The sequence below is a fragment of the Cohnella algarum genome (assembly GCF_016937515.1).
Taxonomy (GTDB): domain Bacteria; phylum Bacillota; class Bacilli; order Paenibacillales; family Paenibacillaceae; genus Cohnella; species Cohnella algarum.
In genome coordinates, this window is the sequence record NZ_JAFHKM010000002.1 from 540,488 (window position 1) to 564,683 (window position 24,196).

The window sequence follows — 24,196 nt, forward strand, 5'->3', positions numbered from 1 at the left end:
CGCTTTTCTTTTTACTATCCTCCAAACCGCGGGCCTGCGCATCCCCCCTGGGTACTACTTCCGGGCGCTTGGCCGGCTTAAGCGATATCGGATTGGAACGGAATTTGGATGTGAAAAACGCTCCCCCCATTCCGGCCTTCTTCCATCCAGATGTCGCCGCCCATCAGCTCGACGAGATTTTTGCAAATGGCCAGTCCCAGTCCCGCTCCGTCGTAATTTCTCGCCATGGAGGAATCCACTTGGGAGAAAGGAAGGAACAACAGCTCCCGTTTGGAGGGGGGATTCCGATTCCCGTATCCGCAATCGAAAATTTGACGATCGTGAGCATGCCGGAGTTGGATTTCAGGCTTTCGACCCGAACGGCCTCGGCGCGAACGAAGCCATGATCCGTGAATTTGACGGCGTTGCCGATCAGGTTGACGAGAATTTGCCGCAATCTTACCCGGTCGCCGTACAACCGGTCGGGGATCGTCCCGTCGATCGCGCTTTCCAGCCGGATCCCTTTTTGCATGGCGTTGACCGCAAACAGGTTCAAACATTCCTCGACGCAGGCGCCAAGGTGGAAATCCGAATTTTGCAGGCCGATGCCGCCGGCCTCGATCCGGGAGAAATCGAGAATGTCGCTCATGATGCGAAGCAGGGCCTGGCTGCTTTTCTCCTGGAAACGCAACAGCTCGCGCTGGCTTTCGTTGATCGGCGAGTTCTGCAGCAGCTCGTTGATGCCGACGATTCCCGTCAGCGGCGTTCGAATTTCGTGGCTCATGGCGGCCAGAAACCGGTTTTTGGCGGCGCGCGCGACTTCGGCCTCCCGCTTTGCCCGAACCAGTTCCAGCTCGGTCGCCCGCTCCTCGGTAATGTCTCTTCCCGCAGCGTACAAAAGCAGCCGATTTTCCTGGATCAACGGGAAAAAGGTACCGGAAACCAGCATCTCGTTCCCGAACCGGTTGACCAGATGGAATTCCACTTGCTGGGGCTCGGACAGGCGGAGAGCCAGGCTCGATCTCAATTCCAGCTCCATCCGCTCCTGGGCGTCGTTCACGAGCTTGACCGGATCGATCCCCGAGAAATCTTCCTCCGAAAAGCCGAGTCTCTCGATCACGGCCGAATTGACATGAACGACGCGTTGAACGAGAGGATCGTAACAGACGACCATGACCGGCGAATTTTCGAACAGGGAGACGAAGCGGCTTTCGTGTTCGGCGGCTTTTTTAAGCGCATGCCGCTTGTCGAGAAACATGCTCGTCCAACCGGCCGCAACGACGAATAAAACGCTGGCGCCGATCCCGATCGCCGTTTGCCGCTCATGAAGAACGGCCGGTCCCGGCCAGGAACCGTCCTCCGGCACGAAGCGGGCTCCGGCCATGGAAACGTAATGGGTCGCAATGATTGCAAGACCGAGCAGAACCGCCCCTAATATACGGGACTGGATCGGGATGCCGCCGGGATAACGCGCGCGGAACAAAACGCGTACGGCCATATACGAAATGCCGAAGGCGAAAAGCGCGGAAATCGCGATCGAAAGCGGCTCGTATTCGATTTCCTTCGGCATTTTCATCGCGGAAAAGCTGATGTAATGGAGGACGAGGATATTGAACCCGATCTGCAGGCCGCCGATCGCCAGATGCCGCCGGCGGATCTCTTTTTTCGTCAAGATATGCATCGCCCAATAGGAGGAGAAAACGGACAAGGCGAAGGATAAAATCGAGGAAGACACGCAATACGCGACGGGAAAATCGATATGAAGGGCGCGCATGCCCGTATAATGCGTGAACCAAATAGCCTTGCCCATGACGAGGGAAGACGCCGACAGCAGAAGGCCTTTATTTTTTCCCCTTTTGATAAAAAGATGGAGGATGTTCAATGAAATAAAAGAAAAAACGAGCGCGATCGTTATGGAGAACAGCACCAAGAAATCATTGTAGTGTCCGGTATCGTGTTGCATAGGCGCAGCTCCTACAATATTCGTTTGTATGCCTAAATCTTAAAACGCTTATGGTTAAAAATCAAACCCCAAAGTTAGGCGATTCGGCCGGGTTGAATTGGAACGAAAAAAGAAAAAACCAGAGACTCGTGTCCCTGGTTTCGCGAAAGCGGAAAGATCGAATTTACGCTTGCTTCATCACGTCGTGGTCGACATAACGCTCGCCGTTCATTTCGCTGATCACGTTGATCGCGACTTTGGCCCCGTCCCCCGCCGTAATGATCGTATGCATGCTCGCGCCCGCAACGGTTCCCGCCGCCCAGACGTTGTCGAGGCTGGTTTTCCCCTCGGGAGTGGCATCGATAATCGTCTTGATGCGGGGCTCGGTGCCGGGCTTCGTGCGAATGCCGCTCGCCTCCGCGAGATCGGCGAACATGCCGGTCGCTACGATGACGTGCTGCCCTTCGTACGAAGCTCCGCCCTCGGTCTCGACGGCGATGAAGCCGTCGCCGGCGGTTATTTTTACCGCTTTGTCCGTGACGAATTCGGTTCCGTGCTGCGCCGCCTGCTTTTTGCCGGTTTCGACCAGATCGGGCCCGTTAATGTTCGCGGCTCCGTAGTGGTTTTCCAGCCATGCCCGTCTCGTTACGCTTTGATCGTTGTCGATGACGAGCGTTTTTTTCCCCGCTTTGGACGTGAAAATGGCCGCGCTCGCCCCCGCGGGACCTCCGCCGATAATGACGATATCGTACGACATAGTGAATTCTCCTTCCGCATGGTAATGAAGATTGAAAGATTGCTCTTCCTTATCATACCATTCGGAAAGACCGCTTTCAAAAGCCCGACGTTACGGCCGGCCCTCTTCCAGCCGTTCCACCGATACCGTCAGCGTATTGAGCGGGTCGGATCCGACCCGCACGGTCGCCATTTCGTTCGCGACGTCGACATTTTCGATCCATACCGATTTTCCGCCCAATTGCACGGCAAACATGTCTTCGGATTCGTAAATTTGCTTCGCCCGCTTGACGTCCATCAGGGTCTGTCCTCCTCCATCGTGTCGGTCGTCGTTTCCTCGATCAGTCCGTTGTGGACCGTCACTTGCCCGCCGCCGAGCCCTTCGTTGATCATTCGGTCGACATCCATGTCGTATTCGTCCTTGCCTTCGTAAATGGAATCGGTTTGCTGCGGATTTTCCGCCATGTCCTTTTCCCCTCCTTGAGCGAAACAATAAAAACTTGCTTTAAGTTCCCCCGAGGGGTTTGATTTGATGCAAACGCGGGGAGGATAACAAAATCAAAAACGTTTCGGATGGGAGTGAAATCGCGATGCATACCGTGTGGAAAGGAGCCATCAGCTTTGGCCTCGTTCACGTCCCGGTGAAAATGTTTACGGCAACCGAAGATAAGGACATTCACCTCAGATATATCCATAAGGAGTGCGGGACTCCCATCTCGTATACGCGCAGCTGCCCCCATTGCGACCGTCCGGCCGAATGGGAAGAAATCGTTCGGGGCTACGAATATGAGAAAGGGCATTTCGTGCTGTTCGAAAACGAGGAGCTGGAGGCCGTAAAGCCGGAAAATACGCGAACGATCAAAATTTTGGATTTTGTCGCCCTGGAAGAAATCGATCCGCTTTATTTTCAAAAAACGTACTATTTGTCGCCCGATCAGGCCGGCGCGGGAGCCTACAGCCTGCTGCTTGAAGCGATGCGGGATTCGGGACGGATCGGCATCGCCAAAGTGGCCATTCGGAGCAAAAGCAGCCTCGCCGCCATCCGGGCGGTGGATAACTGCATTTGCATGGAAACGATGTTCTACCCGGACGAAATCCGGTCGCTCCAGGCCGTTCCGAATTTGCCGCAGCAAGCGAACGTGAACGACCGGGAGCTCGATATGGCGAAAATGCTCATCGAGCAGCTGTCCGCGCCTTTCGAGCCGACCAAATATACGGACGATTATCGGGTGGCGATGCTTGAGGCGATCGAACGCAAAGTCGCGGGCAAAGGCGTGGACGTCGTCACCGCGCCGGCCGCCGAGAGAACCAATGTCATCGATTTGATGTCGGCGCTGCAAGCGAGCCTGGAAGCGGTGAAGTCCGTTCCGGCGGACAAAGGGGCAGCGAAGGATGGGGAAGCTCCGGCGGCCCCGAAGCGGCGGACGGCCCGTGGGCGCAAAACGAAGGAGACGGCTCCGTAAGCGGGCGTATGGCTGACGCTGCTCGCCGAGTTCTCCCGAAAGGTGGATGCCGTTTACTGCCTCGCTCTGACATAATAGCGGCCTCCAGGGGCCGCTATTTGCCCGCAGTTCGGGAAATTCCTCGAATAACGGTCTCTCGCGACCGTTATTTCGGATGACGCATCCGTACCCGGGGTCACGCTCAATCAAATGTCGCTGTGCTCGCTGCCCCGCGATCCGGCGATGCGCCCGAATTTTTCGCCCTCATCGCCTCGCTCGCCCCGCCATCCGGCCAATGTGCCCGAATTTTTCGCCCTCAGCGGCTATCCGGGACGCCATTTTGTACGCGGCGTCTTATTTTTCCTGCGCTTCCATACCATTATTTATAGAATGAAATAGAGTCGGAAGATTGATAGAATGTTAAGCGTTCCAAAGCCAAAGTCTGCAGAGCAGACGCGGGGGAACCAAGTTTTCGGGGTGAAGCCGCTAATCGAAGCTATTGCGGCAGGGGCGCTCTTTGACCCGAACCCGTCAGCTAACCTCGCAGGCAAAACAAAGGGAGGAATGCTTTTTGTTCAAGAAGGGAAGCAAACGTTGGGGTACTCTGGCTCTTTCCGGCGCTCTGGTTACGGCCTTGTCGCTGCCGGCCGGCGCTGCATCCGCAGCATCCAATGCCGACGTGAGCGTGCATACTTTCAAATATACGATCAATAGTTCCGATTTGAACGGTCTGCTTAACGGCATCGATCTGGACAGCTTGCTCGACCAAATCAAGCAAGGCCTGTCGCAAGGCACCGTGACGAAGCCGACGGCTCCGTCCGCGCCGTCCGCCGACAACGGCAATTCCGGCTCGAACGCCGGCTCCGGCAATGCGAGCGGCGGATCGAACGGCAGCGCCGGATCGGGTGCGGGCAATGCCGGCTCCGGCAGCGCGGGCTCGGGCAACGCCGGTTCCGGCAGCAACGGCTCCGGCACGACGAATCCGGGCACCACGAACCCGGGCTCGGGCTCGACCGTCCAAACATCGCAATACGCCGCGGAAGTCGCCAAGCTGGTGAACGCGGAGCGGGCGAAAGCCGGCCTCGGCGCGCTTGCGATGGACAGCAAGCTGTCGGAAGTCGCTCTTGCCAAAGCCAAGGACATGTACAATAAAAACTACTTCAGCCATACTTCGCCGACGTACGGCTCTCCGTTCGACATGATGAAGCAGTTTGGCGTGTCGTTCAACTACGCGGGCGAGAACATCGCGAAGGGCCAAAGAACGCCCGCGGAAGTCATGAACGCCTGGATGAACAGCTCCGGCCATAAAGCGAACATCCTCGGCCAAAACTTCACGAAGATCGGGGTCGCTTACTACAACGGCGTATGGGTCCAAATGTTTATCGGCTAATCGCCGCGACGAAAGCAAAAGGCTGCGCAGCCGCATGAGGCGGGGCGCAGCCTTTTTTTTCATGTCGGCTTAACCGAATCCGTTCGTCCGCTTCGCCATCGGCATCGAAATCCGGCTTTCGATTTTCACCCAATCCACGACAACCCCAAAAAGCCCGCAATTCCGCAAACGAGGGCTCCGATCCGATAAGGCAGGTACGTTCTTCCTTCGGGCTCCTTCGTTCCTCTCAAGCGATGCACCCAGCTCCGGAACCATTCCGGATGCACGGCGATGAACAGAGCCGTTCCCGTCCAGAACACAAGCAGAAGCAATACGGCGGCGGTCAGCGGATTGCTCAAGGCGTTCACCTCATTTTCGAAAACGTTCGGAAGGAAAAACGCGAAGCTCCGTCATCCGGCAAAGCCGCGTCCTTGCTCCCGCTATGTTCGGTTTATGCAGGCAAAACGCCGCTTGTGCATGCCGGCGAAAATGTTCCGGCGGATAAAACGGCCGATTTTGGCGTATATTTTCGGAAAAGGCCGGTTGCCGACAATCCGCCGGACAGACGAGGAGAAAGCGATGCCGCAAAACGTTACGTTAACGATGGGCAAGGACGAACTGAACGTTTCCCACCCCGACAAGCTGCTATGGCCGGAGTCCGGCATTACCAAGCTTGACTATGTTCAAACGCTGGCCCGCCTCTCGCCGTATTTGCTCCCGCACAGCCAGGGACGATATTTGACGACGATCCGGTATCCGGAAGGCATCGCCGGCGAGACGTCCTTTTATCAAAAAAATTGCCCGCGCCCCGCGCCGCCGTTCGTCCGCACGGCCAAAAACGGATCGATCGAGTACATCGTGCTCGATTCGCTGCCGACGCTCGTCTGGCTCGGCAGCTTGTACAGCCTCGAATTCCACGTGTCGTGCGAGCGGATCGGCGAGGAGCTGCCCGACCGTTGGATGCTCGATATCGATCCGTCCGTCGAGGAGGAGCCGCGCCTTATGGAAGCGACGGACGCCGTGCTGGACATGCTGTCCAGGCTCGGACTCGAAGCGGTCGCGAAGACGTCGGGAGCGACGGGCGTGCAGGTCGTCATGCCGATCGAGCCCGGCCCGACGTTCGACGAGCTGCGGGCTTTCGGCAAATTCGTGTCGGAATATTTAACCGCCATGAAGCCGAACATGTTCACGGTCGCCCGCATGAAAAAAGACCGCGGCACGTTGATTTATCTCGATTACTTGCAGCACCATCCCGGGCGCACGCTGCCCGTTCCGTACACGCCCAGAGCGCGTCCGGGCGCGCCCGTATCGACGCCGCTCACCCGCGACGAAGTCCGCCGGGACGTGAAGCCCGGGGACTTCCACCTGGGCAATATCGTGCGGCGGCTGGAGACGGTCGGCGACTTGATCGGCCGCTGCAAGCCCCAGCCGCTCGGGCGCGTGCTTCAGTCGCTTTCCACGTTGTAGCCCGAGCCGCCAGCGATTCGCGCCGCGCGCAGCAAAGGCGACAGCATTCGCGCAAGCGCCCGGGCCGCGAACCGCGTCGAAACGTTTCCGGATCGACTTCGCGGCTGTCCCGCAAATCCCGGACGAAATCCTCCTGCGATAATCGCGGGCCGCAAAATAATAGAACGCGAGGCCGGCGATATTCAAGCACAGAACGGCGTCGCCGACTGCAGTGCGAACAGGAGCGGCAAAACGCACAGCCAACCCCATCCGGCTCCCTATTCGGCTCGCCCCCCCTAAAGCGCTCCGCTCGCATAGCTTGGACTCGGGCCTGGCCGGCCTTCGTCGGCCTTTTCGAACAAAAACTTCAGGTATGTTCATAACCTTGCAAGAATAAATAGCAATAGAGCGCTCAAATCGGCAAATCCCCCAAATCTTCGGTCTGGAAAGGAGAGGAAATGGCCAAGCGTAAAAAAAACGTCAAATGGTCGCTGCTCGTCATTCCGGAACCGAGCCGTTCGGCCAAACAATATCATCTTTCCCGCAGGACGATGCTTCTGCTGCCGGCCGCGGCCGTTTTGGCCGCAGCCGGCTCTCTGATCGCCCTCGAGGCCCGCTCGGAGCTTCGCCTGCGGGCGCTCGAAGGCAAGCATGCCGAGGAAGCCGGCGCGCTGTCGTCCGCGCTCGCGGCCAAGGAAAAGGAACTCGCCCTGCTGAAGCGGGAGCTGGACCGCCTGGCCGGCGAAGCCGCCGCCGCAAAGGCTTCCATGCGGCTGCGGAGCGAAACGCCGCGGCCGGACGCGGCCTTCGATCGGCGCGACAGCGGGGCCTCCTCGGCCGCTGCAGCCGGCGGCGCTCCCGTCGCCAAGCTGTCGCTCGAGGACGCCGCCGCCGCGGCCGGTTCCGATCGGCCGCCGGACGAAACCTCGGAACCGGACGAAACCTCGTTTTCTCCTTCCGCGTGGCCGACCGATTCGAAGCGGCTATCGTCCGGCTTCGGGTACCGCAAGGATCCGTTTACGGGAAAATCCGCGTTGCATGCCGGCGTCGATATTTCCGGGGAAATCGGAGATCCCGTCTACGCCTCGGGGAGCGGCACCGTAAAAGAAACGGGCGAAGACGGCTCCCGCGGCCATTATATTATCCTCGCCCACGGCGGCGAAATCGAATCGTGGTATTTGCATTTGGACGAAATCGAAGTGAAGCAGGGGGATGCCGTACGGCAGGGCGAGCAGATCGGCCGGCTCGGCAACACGGGAAGGAGCACCGGGCCGCACTTGCATTTTCAGGTGGTCGAGGACGGCGAGGCGGTCAATCCGCTGCCCTATATCGCAAAGGAGGATTGACGGCCATGCTCAATAAGTCCAAAAGCCCGAAGGGCGCCGCCGATACGTTGATCGGTGCGGGCACCGAAGCGGAAGGCGCGCTCAAGACGCCGACCGGCCTGCGCATCGAAGGCGAATTTCGGGGCGAACTCGAAAGCGAAGGAAACGTGGTCATCGGAAAAACGGGCATCGCCCGCTGCAGCATTCTGGCCCGCGACGTCACCATTGCCGGCAAAGTGTTCGGCGACGTTTGGTCGAGCGGCAAGCTGACCATACTTCCCGGCGGGCATTTGGACGGCAATGCGCAGACGGCCCTGCTTATCGTGCACGAGGGCGGCTGCTTCAACGGAACCGTTCGAATGGAGCCGTCCGAAGGCGCCGCCGCCCGCCTTCAGCCCGCGGTTTCGGCGCCGGCCGGGCCGCAAGCGGACCCATCGGCGGAATCGTCGGGCAAACGGGACAAAAAGGCGGTCTGACCGCCGACGAAGCCAACGCGAAAAAGCCGTCCCGTTCGGCGGCGATTGCCTGCCCGAAGGGACGGCCGGAACGAATGGCTTTCCTTAGCCCGCCACGTCGCGTTTGCGGAACACGGTCCAGGAAATCAGGTTGAAAATGACGAAGTAAACGGCCAGCACGGCGAGCGAGAAGCCGAACGTTGTCGGGTGATTCGGCAGCGGCCCGTTGCCCCCGTCCAAATAATTCGTCAACTGCAGATGCGGGAACAGCACGAACTTGACCCAGGGTTTGTCCGTCAACGACAGCAGGCCGCTGAGCATGCTGCCCGACAGCAGCAGGAAAATCGACAAGCCGATCGCCAGCCCGCTGCTGCGGAAAGCCGCGGACAGCATGAATCCGAACGTCAAAATCACGAGCTGGGTAATGAACAACAGCAAATATCCCGTTGCCGCGTACGCCCACGGAGACCCGCCCGCCAGCGGCGACGATTCGGGAATGAATCCCGCCGGGGATGCTTCGTATCCGAAGATCGCCGCGTTGATGACAAACGTCGCGACAAAGCAAAGCGCGCTGAACAGCAGGGCGAACAGCACAAGCGAAATAAATTTCGAGAGCAGGATGGCCGAGCGGCTCCACGGGCGAATCAGCAGCAGCTTGATCGTTCCCCACGTGAACTCTCCGGCGACGGAATCGGCTCCCTTGACGACTGCGAAAATGGTGATCAGCTGGAAGACGACCGACGTTTCCACCATCATCATATCCCAGTTCGTATAGCCTTCGGTGCCGTCCATGAACGCGATCAGGGCGCTCATCAGCAGCGGCGTCAGCACGATGAAGGCCATCATGATCCACGTCCGGGGTCGCCGGTAAATTTTCATGTTTTCATTTTGCACGAGTTTCCAGAAATTAGCCAATCGAATCACTCCCCGTCACCTCGAGGAATTGGTCCTCCAGCGATTTCGTTTTCTTGCGGATGCCGTAGACGTTGATCCCCGCTTCCACCAAGCGGCGGTTGACGGCCGCGACCATGCTTTTGTCCGCCGTTACGCTAAGCAACCCGTCGACGATCGTTCCCGCGCCCTGGCCTTCGAGAACGCCGAGCGCCGCATCGGGATGATCGACCTCGAACAGCACGTCTTCCGCCGCTCCGGACGCTCCGGAAGCTCCTCCGATGGAACGGATGTCCAAAATTTTGCCCTGCTGCAAAATGGCGACCCGGTCGCACATCAGCTCCATCTCCGAAAGCAGATGGCTCGAGACGAACACGGATGTTCCTTCTTCCCGGGCCAGCACGCGCAAATAATCGCGCAGCTCCCGGATGCCCGCCGGATCCAGACCGTTCGTCGGCTCGTCGAGGATCAGCAGCGAAGGACGGTGCAGGATCGCCTGCGCTACGCCGAGGCGCTGCCGCATGCCCAGCGAATATTTTTTCACCTTGTCGTGAATCCGGTTTTTGAGGCCGACCAATTCGATCACTTCGTCGATCCGCGCCTTGGTGACGCCCGGATTCATGCGGGCGAAGTGCACCAGATTTTGATACCCGGTCAAAAATTTGTACATCTCCGGATTTTCCACGATGGCGCCGACCTTGGAGACGGCTTGCTGCCAGGACGATTTTACGCTGTGTCCCGCAATCGAGATATCCCCGCCGGTAATCGAAATCAATCCGACCATCATGCGGATCGTCGTCGTCTTGCCCGACCCGTTCGGACCGAGAAAGCCGAACACTTCTCCCGGATACACGTCGAGCGAAACCCGGTCGATGATCGTGCGGCCGCCGATGCGCTTGGTCACTTCCTGCAGCCGGACGACTGGTTCCTGAGACATCGTTTCCCCTCCATTTTCCTGCATGCGAAATCGATAGCACCTATTTAAAATAGTTCATTTATGCCCGACCGTCACTAGCCTTAGGGCTAAGTTTCGCGACTGGCCTCGGGGCTAATCGTCGGTTTCAGCTTTCTCCGGAAGCGAGCTCCTCACCCCTTTTGGCGCGTTCGACCGCCTCGCAGCTCAGGCAAACGCCGAGCGGAACGTGAATTTTGTAAAATCCGGTCAAAAACAGCCGATGGGCCGACTCCTTGGGCAAAGACTGATTGCACCGCACGCAAAAAAACCGAACCCCTTGCTTCATGGACCTTCTCTCCTTTTGTCCCCGCATGATCCGCGATACTAACTGTATCAAAGAAAGGGTAACGAGGAGAGCGAAATTTGTCAAGAAAAATCGAGCGAAATTGTCGTTTTTTCGGGAATAAACGTCGCCAAACGCGGTCGGCGATCGGAATCGCAACGAAATCGCATGCGAAAAGGAGGGGCGGGAGGGGAAAAACGCGGGGAATTAAACGGCGCTTTTTCGGGATGCCAAAAGAGCCGCTTTTCTCAGCGGCCAAGAAAGGATAGGAAACCGGACCATCGACCAGCTCCAAACGAACGCGAAGAAGCCGCTCGCCTTCCTGATGCGGCGGCCGCGGCGAATCCAAACGAGCTTGCCCAAAATTTGCCCGTCTTCGATCGGTTCGTCGTATTGAAGATTCGTGTCCCCTTTCAACCGATAGCGATAGGCATGTTCCGCCCTTTCGACGCGATGCAGCCGATGCCCGATCAGCCGGCCGTCCCCGGTCGCGAACAGCAGCACGTCTCCGGGCCGGCAGGCGGACCGGTCCGCCTTCTCCAGGGCCAAAAAACGGCACGAGTCGCCCTCCCGAATGTACGGGAACATGCTGTAGCCGCGCGATCGGATGTCGATCCATCCGTGAAGTTCGAGAAACCGCTTGCAAACCTCGATCCGTTTCTCTTCGTGCAGCATTTTCGGTCACCTGACTCTGGATTCGTTCAAATGGAAAAACCGCGGACATCGCAGCATGAAGCGATGAGGCGGAGCGCGCCTTGAGTTCAAGGCCGCTCGCGAATTCGCTCTGCTTGCGATGTCCGCCGGTCAACATCTTATTGCGTCAATCTGTATCATATTTTTATTCGTTAATTCGTTGATTCCCTCTATTGCGCATACTCGTTGTTTTTGAATTGGCCGCGGTAAACTTCCTGCCCGTTCTCGTCGTAGACAACGCCGGATCCGCTGCGAGCGCCGAACGCGAACTCGCCGACGTACTTCCACTTGTCGGGCCATACGTACTCGCCTGTTCCATGGATCATTCCGTCCAGGAAAGAACCGGTGTACGTCGAGCCGTCCGCCCAAACGATCGTCCCCTGTCCCGAAAACTTGTCGTTCGCAAACGAGCCGGTGTACGTATTGTCTCCCGTTTTCGCTTCGTCCTCGGCCAAGGGATTGCTAACGGCTTCGGCCTCCTCTTCCCGCCAAATGAACGTTCCTTTCCCTTCCCTTTTGCCCGCTTTATATTCGCCTTCGTATTTCAACGTTCCGTCCCCGTAGTACCACTTGCCGGAGCCGTCCATCAAGTTGTTTTTCCAGCCGCCCTCGTATACGACGAAGCCTTTGTCGTCGAAGTACTTCCCTTGGCCTTCCAACTTGCCTTTTGCGAAGTCGCCTTCGTAGAAGGTCATTCCGTTCGGATAGACCAGCCTTCCCTTTCCTTCCCATAGACCGTCCTTCTGTTCGCCGACGTAGGTGAATTTGCCGCCGTTAAAGGCGTCGACGAATTGGGAAAGATCCGTCGTCACGATATTGATCAGCTTCTCGCTTTGGTTCCAGCTGACAAAGCGGCCTGTCGCTTCGCTGATGAACCGGAGCGGAACCATGACATAGTTGGCGGAGGCGAAGGGGGCGGCCTCCAGCGTGAAGGAAACGCCGTTGACATAAGCTTCCGTCTTTCCGACGAACAGCTCGATCTTGTAGCCCGCCTTCTCGGCCGTCACTTTCCGGGCCGCGGCGTCCCACTGGACCGTCATGCCGAGTTCTTCGAACGTCGGCCTGAATTGAACGTAAGTTCGGTTCTTTTTGGAGACGGGATGGACTTCGTATTCGATCGCTTCGCCGTCGATCTTTACCTGAATGACGGGCCCCTCCGCCGCGAAGGCGGAGACCGGCAGCAGCAGCAGGAGCAGCCCCGCGACAATCGTGATGACCAGTTTTTTCAAACGCATGTACCTCCTCGTTCAATCGCTTTTCCGAATCGGCCCGGTCAGGCCGGATCAGTGCGATCCCATATCTCCCGACTTGGGCAGGAACGGAATCGTGTAGTCGACGCCTCTAAGCCGTTCCGGCTGGAACGGCGCGATTCCGCCGATCGGACCTGAAAATGCCGTTTCGAAACGAATGGGAACCACTTGCAAAACCGCAGGGGCCTCATAAGGCTTCTTCTCCATGTAGGTAACCTCCCGATCAAACCTTTTTAAGAACTCATGCCTTGCTTCGAACGAAACCGATTTCCGCCAGCTGCTGCAAAAAAAAAGGCAACGTCCCGTTCGGCGGCTTCGCGGCCAATTTCGTACCTTGCCTGCACGGCCTCCGTCAACTGCCCGATGTCCAGAGCCTGTTTCTCCAGGCATTCCCAGACAAACCCGCCGACTTCGTTTACCTGCGCAACCACTCCCCTCTCCGCCTCGACAATCATCCACTCGCCATCCATAACGACGGATTTCGCATGCTCCGTCCGTTCGAATGCAGCCGTCACGAAATCAACTCCCAAAATGCGTCGTTCTTTTGGAAAAACAAATCGTAGGATCGGACGCGGGAAGCCAGCGTTTCGATCAATCGGATAACCTTGACCGTTTCCTCGGGGGCATGCGGCCAGTAAAACACGGCGTTCATCAGCTTGCGAAAGGCGTCCGATCCGGCAAGCTCGGTCCGTTCGACGCGTTCGGACTGATTCAGAAAATGAACGGCGGCCAGCGGGTACGAGACCTCTCCGTTGTTCGCTTCCGAATCGCTTCGAAACGGAGAGTCATAGACGCGAACGTTCCCGTCTTCGGGGATGCAAACAAGAGACGCTTCATCCGACAAAACGGGACGCGACCGCGACATCAAGGCGACCGTCGACTTTCCGGCCCCCGAGCGGCCGGCGAACAAGTAGGCGTTTCCTCGATCCGCAACGCCGGACGAATGGATCAGCACCCCCCATCCGCGAAACGCGATCAACGCGCTGTACAGGTGAACCATCGCATGCTTGAGCGCCAACGGATCGCGCACCTCGAGCCAGGACTCGGCATAATCCTTCGCGACCCGAAGGCGATAATCGCTTCGCGTATAGGCGGTAACCGCGTTCGTCCGGTCGACCGCGACTTCGTAGCCCATAAAGGGCCGTCCGTACCCGTCGGCGACGTGCAGGACCGTATCCGGCTCCGCGGCGGAGTCGTCCGTCCGAAACAGCCCGCGAAACCAGTTCTCGATCCAAGCGGCCGAAGCGCGAATTCGCACCTTGTGCACGGCGATGGAAATCGTGAAATCGGACACAGTCGTTCTCTCCTCGATGTCCGGGATGGGCACCGCCCGGCAGGCGAGCGGAAAAATTTGTAACTATCATATGATACGTAATGTATCTTTGTCAAGCATGGTTTCATCATAGGCTCCGCGCATTAAATGCAGAAACCTTGCGCCCGTTACGGGGAAATCCCGGGCTGTTCGTTAGCCGCATTCTTTTTTTTCATCTGCTCGAGGTACATCAAACCGATCAGACCGACGACAAACAGCATATAGGCGGGTTCTTCCATCCATTGAAATACCGCCCCGTGAATCACGATGGTAATGACCAGGAACTTCGAATAATTATTAAAGCACAGCTTCCGATAGACGAAGAACCACATTGTGATGTAGATGATTAGTCCGAGTAGACCAAGATCGCCATATACGCCCATCCAAGAAAACAATAACGACCACATGCTAGATCCCGTTTGGGAATTGGTAATCCAGTCCGCTTGCTGAACTTCCCAAATGTAGCTCGTAGCCGGATGAATCGTAGCTCCCAGTTGGGATAGAAATCCGTAGTAATCCGGCATGATTTGCGCCAATCTTCCAACTGTGTGACCGGGACCAAGACCAAATAAGCCGTCTTTAAAGGATTGGTGGTATGAATGAATAATGTCGAATACTTGAAGCTTGGCCAGCAATCCCTGAAACGACTTATCGTAATCGGCCCAGTCCGCAAGTTGAGGGAACACCGTTTCCATCATCACCCACACAATGCCAACCAAACCGGACAGCGTGAGAAGGTAGATCATCATTCTTTTTACGCTATAGAAGTTGAAAACGGTCAATAAAGCGAGGCTGATCATAAATACAACCAGCGTTTGCTTATTGTCGACAAATGCCGTTACGAGCAGTTGAACGAGAATGAAGCCGGCTTTGAGTTTGATGGACTTTATGTGGGTAAGCGCATAAATGATGCTCGATAATGCAATGGCTCCGGCCACGTGGTGCCCTGCGCCCATGTTAAGAAATACGCCTTTCACATCGTCTTTTCTGAGGCCGAGCGCAAAGTATTCGACAAATGCGAATGCGGCGTTGATCAAGGCAAAGACAAAGAAGAATTGTCTTAGGCTGCTGATATGATGTTCGGACCACTCTCGATTGACCATGATATACAACAGAACAAACGGCTGAGATAACATGACGAATTCGAGAACGAAGTTTATGGCTCCCGCTCCTGAGTTTACGGCGCTAAGCGCAATCGATCCGGACAGTAAAAAAAGCATCATGTAAATCGGATACGCCGCTTTCGTTTGGATATTCAATAATACGAACGTAGCGATGATAGCGAAAAACGCATAATGCACGAAGTTGAATACGCCCGGAACCCCTACGGCCGTTACGATACGAGAATAGAACGCAAGGATTAACGAAAACATAAGGATTCGAACGTAAGTATCGCTCGTGTGCAAAGTCTGGTTGTCATTCATCGTCATGTAATGCAGCCGTGTCGATGCAGGATTCATATTCATCATCATTTTTCTCCCCGCATGAATGAATGAAAAGAGTCACTTTGTCGGTTGCTCTCTCGCTTTTTGGAAAAACGTTCGTTTCATCCATCGCAAAACCCAAAGAAACGGACGCAAGGGAAAGTAAAGAAAATGGAGTTTTCGCGGCAAAGGCAGCGTCAGGGCATCCTGATAGCTGGGATAGAGCAGTCTTCTGACGTACGCTGCCTTATGCCGGTTCGACAGCAATCGATACCAGTATCGATTGAATTCCTTGGACGAGCCTTCCGCCGCTGGCTCATTTATGAAAAAGAGCGCCTCCTGGGCCAATCGCCGGGAATGCCGTTTCGACATCATGCTCCTCATTTCCCTGACCGGGGAACCGAGCAACCCGGACGCCAGCAGCAAAGCCTGGCCGCCCAAATGCCGGCAATGATACTTTTTAAATAGCGCTTCGGTCCTGCTCCAGGCCAAACCGAGATGAATCATCCGGTCGATATCCACCAGCCAGCGCAGCCGAAACCAGGCATGCTTTGCTCCGTGAGCCACCAAATAAAAAAACAAGTCCTCTTTCCCGAGCGTGTAGACGGGATAGTTCGAAAATTGCTGCTTGTTTTTCCGTTCCCATAGTTCATCGAAAGAAGGTTCTTTTCCGAAATTCGCGTACAGTCTCCAATGAAGTTCGATTTGAATGCCCTTTTCAGAATGGATATAAGAGTCGTTTCTCCTTTTGATTTTCCATTCGTTCAATATCCGGGGGCCTTCCCCGAATCTTACGTAACCCGATTGAAGCAGGAGAGACTCCGCTTTTTCAAAGTCCTCCAGAGGAACCAGGATATCCAGGTCTTTGGAATTTCGAAAAGAGATGTCCCCATGGAGCAACTGCGCCAATGCAGGCCCTTTAACGACAGAGCTCTTACCCGGTTGTTTTCGAACAATTCATTCACTCGGTCCAGTTCGGCCGTTAAATAAAGCATTTGCAGCGTATTGGAAACGCACAAGCGATGGATTTCTTCCGAAACTTGCTTCGGGACGATTGTTCGGTTTACGGATTGGAGGATGTGGCGAATGGAGGGGTAAACCCGATGAAATTCCACGAGTTTGAGAAAGAGGAACCAGTCTGTTCCGTCGTCGATTTTTTGAGCAACGCGCTCCAATCTTTCCGGTCGATTCGATAATTCCAGCATTGCTACCAACAAATGAAGCTCTTTGGAAAACGAACCGAGGTCCAGTCCTGATTCAATAGAACTACTCACCGCTATCTTCCTCCTCAGCCGATAGCCCGTACGTTTGAATGCCGTGAACATCGAGATGCCTTCTCCGGCTTCCGGAATCGTTCACTTGCGTCCCCCCCAATCCCTCCCAACAGCACCTCGCGTTGGTCGGATATCGCGTTTAACGAAAAAAAAGTCCGGGGACCGGACAGACATGCCGTCATTCCCCAGACTTTGCTCTTCGGCTCAAACCGCAACGGTTTTATCCGCCCTGCTTTCCTGTTTGGAGGAGCCGACTCCCAATCCTTCGGCATCAAAGCCGATCTCGCGCAAATACAAATGGTCGAGGAAGTTCCGGGTATCGAGAAGATACGGGGTACGAACCTTGTTGAACATTTCCTTCCAATCCAAGTCCGCATACTCCTGCCAGTGCGTCAGCAGCACGAGCCCGTCGACCTGTTCCGCCACTTCGAGGGGATCGTCGCAATAGGCGATATCCAGTTCCGGATTCAACGCGCGGAACATCGTCATTCCTTGCGGATCGTGAACTTTGATCCGGGCCCCGACTTCGGCGAATTCGCGGATGATGACGGATGCCTGGGTATTTCTTGCGTCATCCGTGTTCGGTTTGAACGTAAGGCCGAGAATGCCGATCGTTTTGCCGTTCAGCGACTTCAACCGGCGCTTGATTTTGTCGGCCACGAAGTTGTGCATCTGCAGATTGGATTGCACCGCGGCCTCGATGACGCCCAGTTCGCACCCGTATTTCCGGCTCGTGGCCAACAGTTCGGCCGTATCCTTCGGGAAGCAGCTTCCGCTCCAGCCGCTGGAGACCTGCAGAAATTTGTTGCCGATCCGGGAATCGAGTCCCATTCCTTTGGACACGGCCGTCACGTCGGCTCCCAAAACCTCGCACAGCCGGGCGATTTCGTTGATATAGCTGATCTTCACGGCCAAAAACGCGTTCGATGCGTATTTGATCATTTCGGCGCTTTTGATATCCGTTTCGAAATAATCCGGCTTCTTGTTGTCGAGTTTGTAGTCGAATTGAAAATCGGCGCTTTTTTCGAAGTAATTTTCCCGTTGGACGATTCCTTGATAAAGAGCGCTCATCATCGCCCTGGCGCGTTCGTTGTCCGCCCCGATGACGATCCGGTCGGGGAAGAACACGTCCTCCAGGGCGTACCCTTCGCGCAAAAATTCGGGGTTGCTGACGACGGCAAAATGCTCGTTCGGAATCAGGCCGGAATTCTCCTCTATAATGGAGGAAACGAGATCGGCCGTGCCGACGGGAACGGTCGATTTATTGACGATGACCGTAAACCGTTCGGCATTCAAATGCTTGCCGATCCCCTGCGCCGCCAGCTTGATATATTTCAGATCGGCCGTGCCGTCCGGCTTCGAAGGCGTGCCGACGCCAATGAAAACAACATCCGCCTCGCGCACGACCTCGTAATGATCGACCGCGAAAAGCGTATTGCCGATGTAGGAAGAGATCAATTCGTCCAACCCCGGCTCGTAGATCGGGCTTTTCCCCGAATTGATGAGCTCCACCTTTTTCCTGTCGATATCGATCACGGTCGTCTTGTGCCCAAGCGTTGCAAATGCAGCGCCCGTGACGCTCCCCACATAACCCGAACCGATGCATACGATATTCATGATAAGCCTCCTTATTTTTCTTTTGAAATTAAACGTCCGCGGCCAGCAATTGCTCCCTGTATACGGAAATCGTCCGCTTCAGCCCTTCTTCCAGATCGATTTCGGGTTCCCAGTTCAACAGGCGTCTTGCTTTCTCGATGACCGGACGGCGGACCTTCGGGTCGTCCTTCGGAAGATCGTGAAACGTGATCCGGCTGGACGATTCGGCCAACCGCTTCACCGTTTGCGCCACTTCCAGAATGGTGTACTCTACGGGGTTGCCGACGTTGATGATTTCTCCGGTCGCCTGATCGGCATCCATGGCAAGCCGGAAGGCGCGAAGCGTGTCGTCCACATAGCAGAAGGAACGGGTCTGGCTGCCGTCGCCGTAGACCGTAATGTCCTGGCCGGTCAAAGCCTGGGTGACAAAGTTCGAGATGACCCTTCCGTCGTCGTTCCGGAGGCCGGCGGAGTACGTATTGAAAATGCGCACCACCTTGGTGCTCACGCCGTAGAGCCGGTTGTACTCGTAGCAATAGACCTCGCCCAGCCTTTTCGCTTCGTCGTAGCAGGCCCGGGGCCCCCACGTATTCACGTTTCCCCGATAGTCCTCCGGTTGGGGATGAACCTCGGGATCCCCGTAAGCCTCGCTGGTGCTGGCATATAAAATTTTGGCGCCGGTCCGTTTGGCCAATTCCAGCATATTTTGCGTTCCGATCGTGTTGACGCTGATCGTTTCCAACGAGGATGCCTGGTAAAACCGCGGAGAAGCTGGAGAGGCGAGATGGTAAATTTCCTCGACGTCCTGCAGCTCGGGCAAATCGAGCGTTTCGCGCCGGGACACGTCGGATTCGATAAACGAGAAGGCCGGATGACCGATCAGACCGTCCAGATTTTTGGATTTGCCCGTCGACAAATTGTCCATGCCGACGACCCGATCCCCTGCTTCGACAAGCGATTTGGCCAAATGGGAGCCCAGGAATCCCGCTGCGCCCGTAATCAATATTTTTTTCATTCGCTTTCTCCCTCCATATCATCCATAGGATTCTTCCGGCTCGTCTCCGGTCGGGCCTAACGCGGATATTCGCAAAATTCCCGTCCACTGGCCGAACAACGTCAACAAATACAACGGATTTAAATATAAATATCGTTTCCAAAGCCTTTTGGGCTCCTGGGTCAACCGGTAAAACCATTCGAGCCCTCTGCGCTGCATCCAGCCCGGAGCCTGCTTCAACGTGCCGGCATGAAAGTCGAAGGCGGCTCCCACGGCGAGAAGCGGCATGTTCAGCAGCTTCCGGTATTCGTATGCCCACACTTCCTGCCTCGGACAGCCCAATCCGACGAAGACGATTTTGGCGCCGCTCGCGATAATTCGGGCCGCGACCTCCCGTTTTTCGATTTCGTTCAGCCTTCTGAATTTGGACGGTTCCATCCCCGCAATGATCAGATCGGGGAATTTCTTTTTCAGGTTTGCGCTGAAGCTTTGCAGCGTTTCCAGCTTGCTGCCGTACAGATAGACCGGAAGTTTATGCCTCGCTGCGGCCTCCGCCACTTTTAACGTCAGGTCGGGACCGTAAACCCGCTCTTTCAGATTGGTCCGGTAGAGCAGATTCAGTCCCCATCTGACCGGCTGGCCGTCGGGAAGCACGAGATCGAGGCCGTTCAGCCTGCGCCGGTGAACGGGATCCAGGCGTCCGGTCATGACGCCGTGCACCGCAAGAGCCGAAACTGCAAAGGGGACGCCGCGTTCGGCCGCCGAAACGATTTTCTTGACGGCTCCTTCGTAATCCGCGGCATTGATGTTCACTCCGCCGATCGGGTATTTGCCTTTGTCGATCATACCGTGACTCTCCAGCGCTCTTTGTTTTCTTCGAAGATGCCTTCGATGATCAGCCGAATATGGTTGAACTGCTGCTTCCATTCCGGGTAGTGCGATTGAAACTTCGTCAAGTCCGAAACGTACCATTGGTGGTCGCCCGCGCGGGCCGTGTCCACGTACTGGTAGCTCAGCTTTCTTCCGCTGATTTCTTCGGTCAATTGAATCGCTTCGAGCATCGACACGTTCGACGCGATTCCTCCGCCCAGATTGTAAACTTCCCCGCCGCGGCGCGGCCGTTCGAAGAAAGCATGGAAGGCCGAAATCACGTCGCTGGAATGGATGACATCGCGCACTTGCTTGCCTTTATAGCCGAAGATCGTATAAGGCGTGCCGGTCATGACGCATTTGACCAAATAATTGATGAAGCCGTGAAGCTGAACCCCCGATTGCTTCGAGCCGCTAAGCACGCCGCCCCGGAAGCAAACGGTCTTCATATTGAAATACCGGCCGTATTCCTGCACCAGCACGTCGGCCGCGAGCTTGGAGGCGCCGAACAGGGAATGCATGCTTTGATCGACGCTCATTTCCTCAGAAATGCCGTTCTCGAACGGGTGGCCGGCCGCCACTTCCCAGCGCGTATCACTTTCGACGAGGGGCAGCGTATTCGGCCGGTCTCCGTACACCTTGTTCGTGGACGTAAAGATGAATACGGCCTCGGGGCAATGCTGCCTCGTCGCTTCGAGCAGGTTCAGCGTGCCGTTCGCATTCACCCCGAAATCCGTGAACGGATCGCGGGCGGCCCAATCGTGGGAGGGTTGGGCGGCGGTATGAATAATGAGGGAAATATCGCTTCCGTACTTCGCAAAAAGCTCGTTGACGCCTTCCTGATTGCGGATATCGATATTGTAGTGCTCGTATTTGGAGCCGAGGGTTGCCTCCAGCCGCTGCCGATTCCACACGGTCGAGCCTTCCGCGCCGAAAAACGTTTCCCGCATGTTGTTGTCGATTCCGATGACCTTGTATCCCGCTTTCGTGTAAAACTCCGTCGCTTCCGAGCCGATCAGGCCGGCCGATCCCGTAATGATGACGATGGACATGATGGTTCTCCTCCTGTTTATTGGCTTTTTTTAAGTTTTTTCGGGTAATGGGTCAAAACGCGATCGTAAATGTTCATGAGCAGGTCGTAATGCCGCTCCGCCGTATACTTGTTTTCAAATTCCTTTCGGGCATTTGTTCGCATACGTCGCAGCTTTTCCTCGTCGCTCAGCAGCGCGTCAAGTTTCATGGCCAAATCCGAAGCGTTTCCCGGCTCGAAGTAGCTTCCCGTCACCCCGTCGCGGACGATGCTCTCCATCGCTCCCAATTTCGAAGCCACGACCGGAGTGCCTTTCGCGTAGGCTTCGATGATCGTCCTCGGCAGCCCCTCGTACCAAACGGACGGAAAAACGAGCAGCCTTGCTTCCCCCATCACATCGTAAACTTCTTCGATCGATTTGGAGCCGACATACTCGATATTCGGATTCGTTTCGGCCGCCTGAAGCGCTAGTTCGGTGAGCGGCCCGTCGCCGGCGATTTTTAACCGGATCGGGTTTTTCAGCAGCTTCCATGCGGCCAGCAGCGTATCGATTCCTTTTTCCGGGGACAATCTGCCGACGTACAATACATAGTCGCCTTCGCCGCTTCCCTCGCCCGGATCGGGCACGAAATTCGGCTTCACCGCAATCCGGTCGGATGGAATGCCCCCTTGGATCAGCTTGTCGCGGGCGAATTCCGTCAACGCCACGTACATATCCACTTTATCCCGCCAGGTTCCCAAAGCGCGGTGCGTCGTCAACATCGCCGCGATCGTCGCGCTTCCCGCCAGGCTTTCCTTGTAGCATTTGTTTTTGACGCCCGGCCACGGCACGAACTTCCCCATGCAATCCTCGCAAACCCGGCCTTCGCGGAAAAACAGCGCGTTGGGGCATAGCAGCCGGTAGTTCCTGATGTTCTGGATGACCGGAACGCCCATTTCGTTGGCAACGTAATAGATGGAAGGCGAGATGAGGGGAAACGTGTTCTCGCATTCGATCAGATCGATCCGCTGTTCGGTCAGCAATTTTTTGAAATATTTGGAGGTTTCTTTCGACCAGATCGTTTTCGCGGCCGTGCGGATTTTTCCCAGCTGCTCGATTCTCGTATTCGATTCCGTATGAATGACGACGTGGTGCCCCTTATCCTTCAAAAGCTTGTTCTTGGCGGCGAACGAGCCGTCCTCTCCCCCCGAATCAAATACGTATTGTGAATCGACAAAATCTTAAGGGGCATAATTGACCACTCCGTGCTTTTCGACGTACCACTCGACGAATTTGGCGATTCCGTCCTTGATGTTCGTGCGGGGAGCGTAATGAAGCAGACGGGAGGCTTTGCCGATGTCCGCATACGTTTGGGGAACGTCTCCTAACTGATGGTCATGCTGCTCGATCAACGCTTTTTTTCCGCATGCTTCTTCAAGGGTGCGGATAAGCTCATTCAGGGTGACCGAATCGTTATTCCCCAGATTAATGACCTCGTATAACGATTGATCGTAATCCATGGCATGGCGAATGCCCGAAACGATGTCCTCGATGTAGGTGTAATCCCGACGGGTTTCTCCGTTGCCGAACTTCGGAATCGGTCTGCCTTCGAACAAGCAGCGCGTAAATTTATGTATGGCCAGATCGGGGCGCTGTCTCGGACCGTAAACGGTAAAGAAACGCAGGGCAACGAACCGGATGTTATACAGGGAACTGTAGACATGGCCCAGCAGTTCGCCGCTTACCTTCGTGCTTGCGTAAGGACTGATCGGGTTCAGGACATCATCGTCCTCGCGCCAGGGGACGTTCGGATTCACGCCGTACACGCTGCTCGACGATCCGAAGACGAACTGGGGAACTCCCCGCGTCCTGGCCCACTCGAGAAGCCGCTGCGTCCCTTCGACGTTCGTCCGGTAATAGCCGACCGGATCTTCGATGCTCGGACGGACGCCTGCTTTTGCCGCCAAGTGAACGATAACGTCGTAAGGGGCGTCCAGCTCGCTGCCGATTTGATCCAGCTGCAATAAATCGCCTTTCACGAATCGGAAATTTTCGTGCTTCAGCGCCTTCTCCATATTGCTCTCTTTAATGGACGAATCGTAGAACGGATCCCAATTGTCGAGGCAAGTGACCTCCCAGCCGCCTTCGTCCAGCAAGGCTTCAATCAAATGACTCCCGATAAACCCGCTGCCTCCCGTAATAAGCGCTCTTTTCAAATCGATACGCCTCCTCTAGGCTTGATTTTATTGGTCTTTCAGCACGCCTCCGTGCGCAGGGGAGCAGCTAATGAAGGCAGCTATTAATAGGTATTGCTTTTAAAAATAACCTTGACGGTTCGAAAAATGATTTTCAGGTCCATCGCGAAAGAGATTTGATCGATATAATAAAAATCATGATGCAAATTTTCGTGGATCGGCTTTTTCCGGTCCTCGCTCGTCTGCCAAAGCCCCGTTATCCCGGGCTTGACCAGAAAGCGATAGTAATCCTGATTCGAAAAATGGGCCTCGACGATCGATCTCTGCTCCGGACGCGGGCCGATAAAGCTCATGTTTCCCTTCAAAATGTTGAAAAGCTGCGGCAGCTCGTCAAGACTTGTTTTCCGGAGGAACCGGCCGACTCTCGTGATCCGCGGGTCGTTCCCCCTTTCCGGAGAACGCCCCTGCATGGGGACGTCGGCATACATCGTCCGAAACTTATAAATCGTAAACACTTTTCCTCCGGCGCCGATCCGCTCTTGCCTGAAAATTCCGTTCCCCTTCGAATCAAGCCGGATAAGCACATAGATGAGCGCTAGCAGCGGGGAAAGAACGACGATGAGCACAAAGCCGAGTACTCTATCCAAAGCGGGCTTGACGATTTTACAGTACGTTTTATTCGTCGGATGAATCCTTGGCAGCTCGAGAGGCAGATCCGAGGGATGCAACGGGGATGAATTTTTCAAGATTTCCATT

25 protein-coding genes, 2 pseudogenes and 1 riboswitch are annotated in these 24,196 nt (G+C 55.8%); of the genes and pseudogenes, 5 read left to right on the forward strand and 22 right to left on the reverse strand.

The genetic code is table 11. The annotated features are described in order from the left end of the window. Positions 1-77 precede the first annotated feature (77 nt). The 4 genes and pseudogenes from JW799_RS02640 to JW799_RS02655 all read right to left on the reverse strand — a co-directional run bounded on the left by JW799_RS02640 (position 78) and on the right by JW799_RS02655 (position 3,121). Positions 78-1,942, reverse strand: a pseudogene (locus JW799_RS02640) (sensor histidine kinase). A gap of 163 nt (positions 1,943-2,105) precedes the next feature. Continuing rightward, positions 2,106-2,678 carry an FAD-dependent oxidoreductase gene (locus JW799_RS02645; RefSeq protein WP_080836107.1) on the reverse strand — a complete coding sequence of 191 codons (573 nt, stop codon included), beginning with the start codon at positions 2,676-2,678 and terminating at the stop codon, positions 2,106-2,108. Positions 2,679-2,768: 90 nt separating this feature from the next. Beyond that, positions 2,769-2,954 (reverse strand): H-type small acid-soluble spore protein, encoded by a 186-nt coding sequence (locus JW799_RS02650; RefSeq protein WP_080836105.1) that lies wholly within the window; start codon positions 2,952-2,954, stop codon positions 2,769-2,771. Continuing rightward, positions 2,954-3,121 carry a hypothetical protein gene (locus JW799_RS02655; RefSeq protein WP_176220775.1) on the reverse strand — a complete coding sequence of 56 codons (168 nt, stop codon included), beginning with the start codon at positions 3,119-3,121 and terminating at the stop codon, positions 2,954-2,956. Before JW799_RS02655 ends, JW799_RS02650 begins: the two co-directional genes overlap by 1 nt. Positions 3,122-3,246: 125 nt before the next feature. Here JW799_RS02655 and ku point away from each other — a divergent pair, with 125 nt between their 5' ends. Together ku and JW799_RS02665 are read left to right on the forward strand one after the other, a co-directional pair. Then, positions 3,247-4,119, forward strand: a complete 873-nt coding sequence (gene ku / locus JW799_RS02660) for a non-homologous end joining protein Ku (protein WP_080836103.1) — start codon at positions 3,247-3,249, stop codon at positions 4,117-4,119. A gap of 402 nt (positions 4,120-4,521) precedes the next feature. Beyond that, a riboswitch (cyclic di-AMP (ydaO/yuaA leader) is annotated at positions 4,522-4,663 on the forward strand. 6 nt (positions 4,664-4,669) lie between these two features. Further along, complete coding sequence (locus JW799_RS02665; protein ID WP_240353129.1) at positions 4,670-5,488, forward strand: CAP domain-containing protein; 819 nt, start codon at positions 4,670-4,672, stop codon at positions 5,486-5,488. Between the two features lie 125 nt (positions 5,489-5,613). Here JW799_RS02665 and JW799_RS02670 read toward each other — a convergent pair whose 3' ends face one another. Beyond that, positions 5,614-5,826, reverse strand: coding sequence for a hypothetical protein (locus JW799_RS02670; protein WP_080836100.1), 213 nt, complete (start codon positions 5,824-5,826; stop codon positions 5,614-5,616). Between the two features lie 220 nt (positions 5,827-6,046). Here JW799_RS02670 and ligD point away from each other — a divergent pair, with 220 nt between their 5' ends. The 3 genes from ligD (at position 6,047) to JW799_RS02685 (ending at position 8,714) form a co-directional block, all read left to right on the forward strand. Next, on the forward strand, positions 6,047-6,934 hold the full coding sequence (ligD, locus tag JW799_RS02675) for a non-homologous end-joining DNA ligase (RefSeq protein WP_080840841.1): 888 nt from the start codon (positions 6,047-6,049) through the stop codon (positions 6,932-6,934). Positions 6,935-7,371: 437 nt separating this feature from the next. Next, on the forward strand, positions 7,372-8,259 hold the full coding sequence (locus JW799_RS02680; RefSeq protein ID WP_139787214.1) for a M23 family metallopeptidase: 888 nt from the start codon (positions 7,372-7,374) through the stop codon (positions 8,257-8,259). A gap of 5 nt (positions 8,260-8,264) precedes the next feature. Next, on the forward strand, positions 8,265-8,714 hold the full coding sequence (locus JW799_RS02685) for a bactofilin family protein (protein ID WP_080836099.1): 450 nt from the start codon (positions 8,265-8,267) through the stop codon (positions 8,712-8,714). 84 nt (positions 8,715-8,798) lie between these two features. On the opposite strand, the gene JW799_RS02690 is transcribed toward JW799_RS02685, so the two are convergent. From JW799_RS02690 to JW799_RS02775, 17 genes and pseudogenes are all read right to left on the reverse strand, one after another. Further along, positions 8,799-9,608, reverse strand: a complete 810-nt coding sequence (locus JW799_RS02690; protein WP_080836097.1) for an ABC transporter permease — start codon at positions 9,606-9,608, stop codon at positions 8,799-8,801. After that, positions 9,601-10,521 carry an ABC transporter ATP-binding protein gene (locus JW799_RS02695; protein ID WP_080836096.1) on the reverse strand — a complete coding sequence of 307 codons (921 nt, stop codon included), beginning with the start codon at positions 10,519-10,521 and terminating at the stop codon, positions 9,601-9,603. Before JW799_RS02695 ends, JW799_RS02690 begins: the two co-directional genes overlap by 8 nt. 124 nt (positions 10,522-10,645) lie before the next feature. Beyond that, positions 10,646-10,825, reverse strand: a complete 180-nt coding sequence (locus tag JW799_RS02700) for a hypothetical protein (RefSeq protein WP_080836095.1) — start codon at positions 10,823-10,825, stop codon at positions 10,646-10,648. A gap of 204 nt (positions 10,826-11,029) precedes the next feature. Beyond that, complete coding sequence (locus tag JW799_RS02705; RefSeq protein WP_080836093.1) at positions 11,030-11,497, reverse strand: S24/S26 family peptidase; 468 nt, start codon at positions 11,495-11,497, stop codon at positions 11,030-11,032. A 188-nt stretch (positions 11,498-11,685) separates the two neighbouring features. Further along, positions 11,686-12,744: a copper amine oxidase N-terminal domain-containing protein gene (locus tag JW799_RS02710; protein ID WP_176220774.1), complete on the reverse strand. Its 1,059-nt coding sequence runs from the start codon at positions 12,742-12,744 to the stop codon at positions 11,686-11,688. Between the two features lie 54 nt (positions 12,745-12,798). Continuing rightward, positions 12,799-12,972: a hypothetical protein gene (locus tag JW799_RS02715; RefSeq protein ID WP_176220773.1), complete on the reverse strand. Its 174-nt coding sequence runs from the start codon at positions 12,970-12,972 to the stop codon at positions 12,799-12,801. Between the two features lie 26 nt (positions 12,973-12,998). Beyond that, a complete protein-coding gene (locus tag JW799_RS02720; RefSeq protein ID WP_080836088.1) occupies positions 12,999-13,280 on the reverse strand; it encodes a PqqD family protein in 282 nt (93 codons plus the stop codon). Beyond that, the gene (locus JW799_RS02725; protein ID WP_080836087.1) at positions 13,277-14,059 is read right to left on the reverse strand and encodes a hypothetical protein; all 783 of its coding nucleotides are present in this window, start codon (positions 14,057-14,059) and stop codon (positions 13,277-13,279) included. Before JW799_RS02725 ends, JW799_RS02720 begins: the two co-directional genes overlap by 4 nt. Before the next feature lie 146 nt (positions 14,060-14,205). Further along, positions 14,206-15,546, reverse strand: coding sequence for a hypothetical protein (locus JW799_RS02730; protein ID WP_080836085.1), 1,341 nt, complete (start codon positions 15,544-15,546; stop codon positions 14,206-14,208). Positions 15,547-15,579: 33 nt separating this feature from the next. Beyond that, positions 15,580-16,826, reverse strand: a pseudogene (locus JW799_RS02735) (nucleotidyltransferase domain-containing protein). 153 nt (positions 16,827-16,979) lie between these two features. Next, positions 16,980-18,392, reverse strand: coding sequence for a UDP-glucose dehydrogenase family protein (locus JW799_RS02745; protein ID WP_205428597.1), 1,413 nt, complete (start codon positions 18,390-18,392; stop codon positions 16,980-16,982). Positions 18,393-18,420: 28 nt separating this feature from the next. Then, positions 18,421-19,386 (reverse strand): UDP-glucuronic acid decarboxylase family protein, encoded by a 966-nt coding sequence (locus JW799_RS02750; RefSeq protein WP_080836080.1) that lies wholly within the window; start codon positions 19,384-19,386, stop codon positions 18,421-18,423. Positions 19,387-19,404: 18 nt separating this feature from the next. Further along, entirely contained in the window at positions 19,405-20,211 is an 807-nt protein-coding gene (locus tag JW799_RS02755; RefSeq protein ID WP_080836078.1) for a WecB/TagA/CpsF family glycosyltransferase, read from the reverse strand. Further along, positions 20,208-21,287 carry an NAD-dependent epimerase/dehydratase family protein gene (locus JW799_RS02760; RefSeq protein WP_205428599.1) on the reverse strand — a complete coding sequence of 360 codons (1,080 nt, stop codon included), beginning with the start codon at positions 21,285-21,287 and terminating at the stop codon, positions 20,208-20,210. The genes JW799_RS02755 and JW799_RS02760 overlap by 4 nt, the downstream gene beginning before the upstream one ends. Positions 21,288-21,304: 17 nt before the next feature. Continuing rightward, the gene (locus tag JW799_RS02765; RefSeq protein ID WP_205428601.1) at positions 21,305-22,414 is read right to left on the reverse strand and encodes a glycosyltransferase; all 1,110 of its coding nucleotides are present in this window, start codon (positions 22,412-22,414) and stop codon (positions 21,305-21,307) included. A 72-nt stretch (positions 22,415-22,486) separates the two neighbouring features. Continuing rightward, positions 22,487-23,461: an NAD-dependent epimerase/dehydratase family protein gene (locus JW799_RS02770; RefSeq protein ID WP_205428603.1), complete on the reverse strand. Its 975-nt coding sequence runs from the start codon at positions 23,459-23,461 to the stop codon at positions 22,487-22,489. Between the two features lie 83 nt (positions 23,462-23,544). After that, complete coding sequence (locus JW799_RS02775) at positions 23,545-24,195, reverse strand: sugar transferase (protein ID WP_080836073.1); 651 nt, start codon at positions 24,193-24,195, stop codon at positions 23,545-23,547. Position 24,196 lies beyond the last annotated feature (1 nt).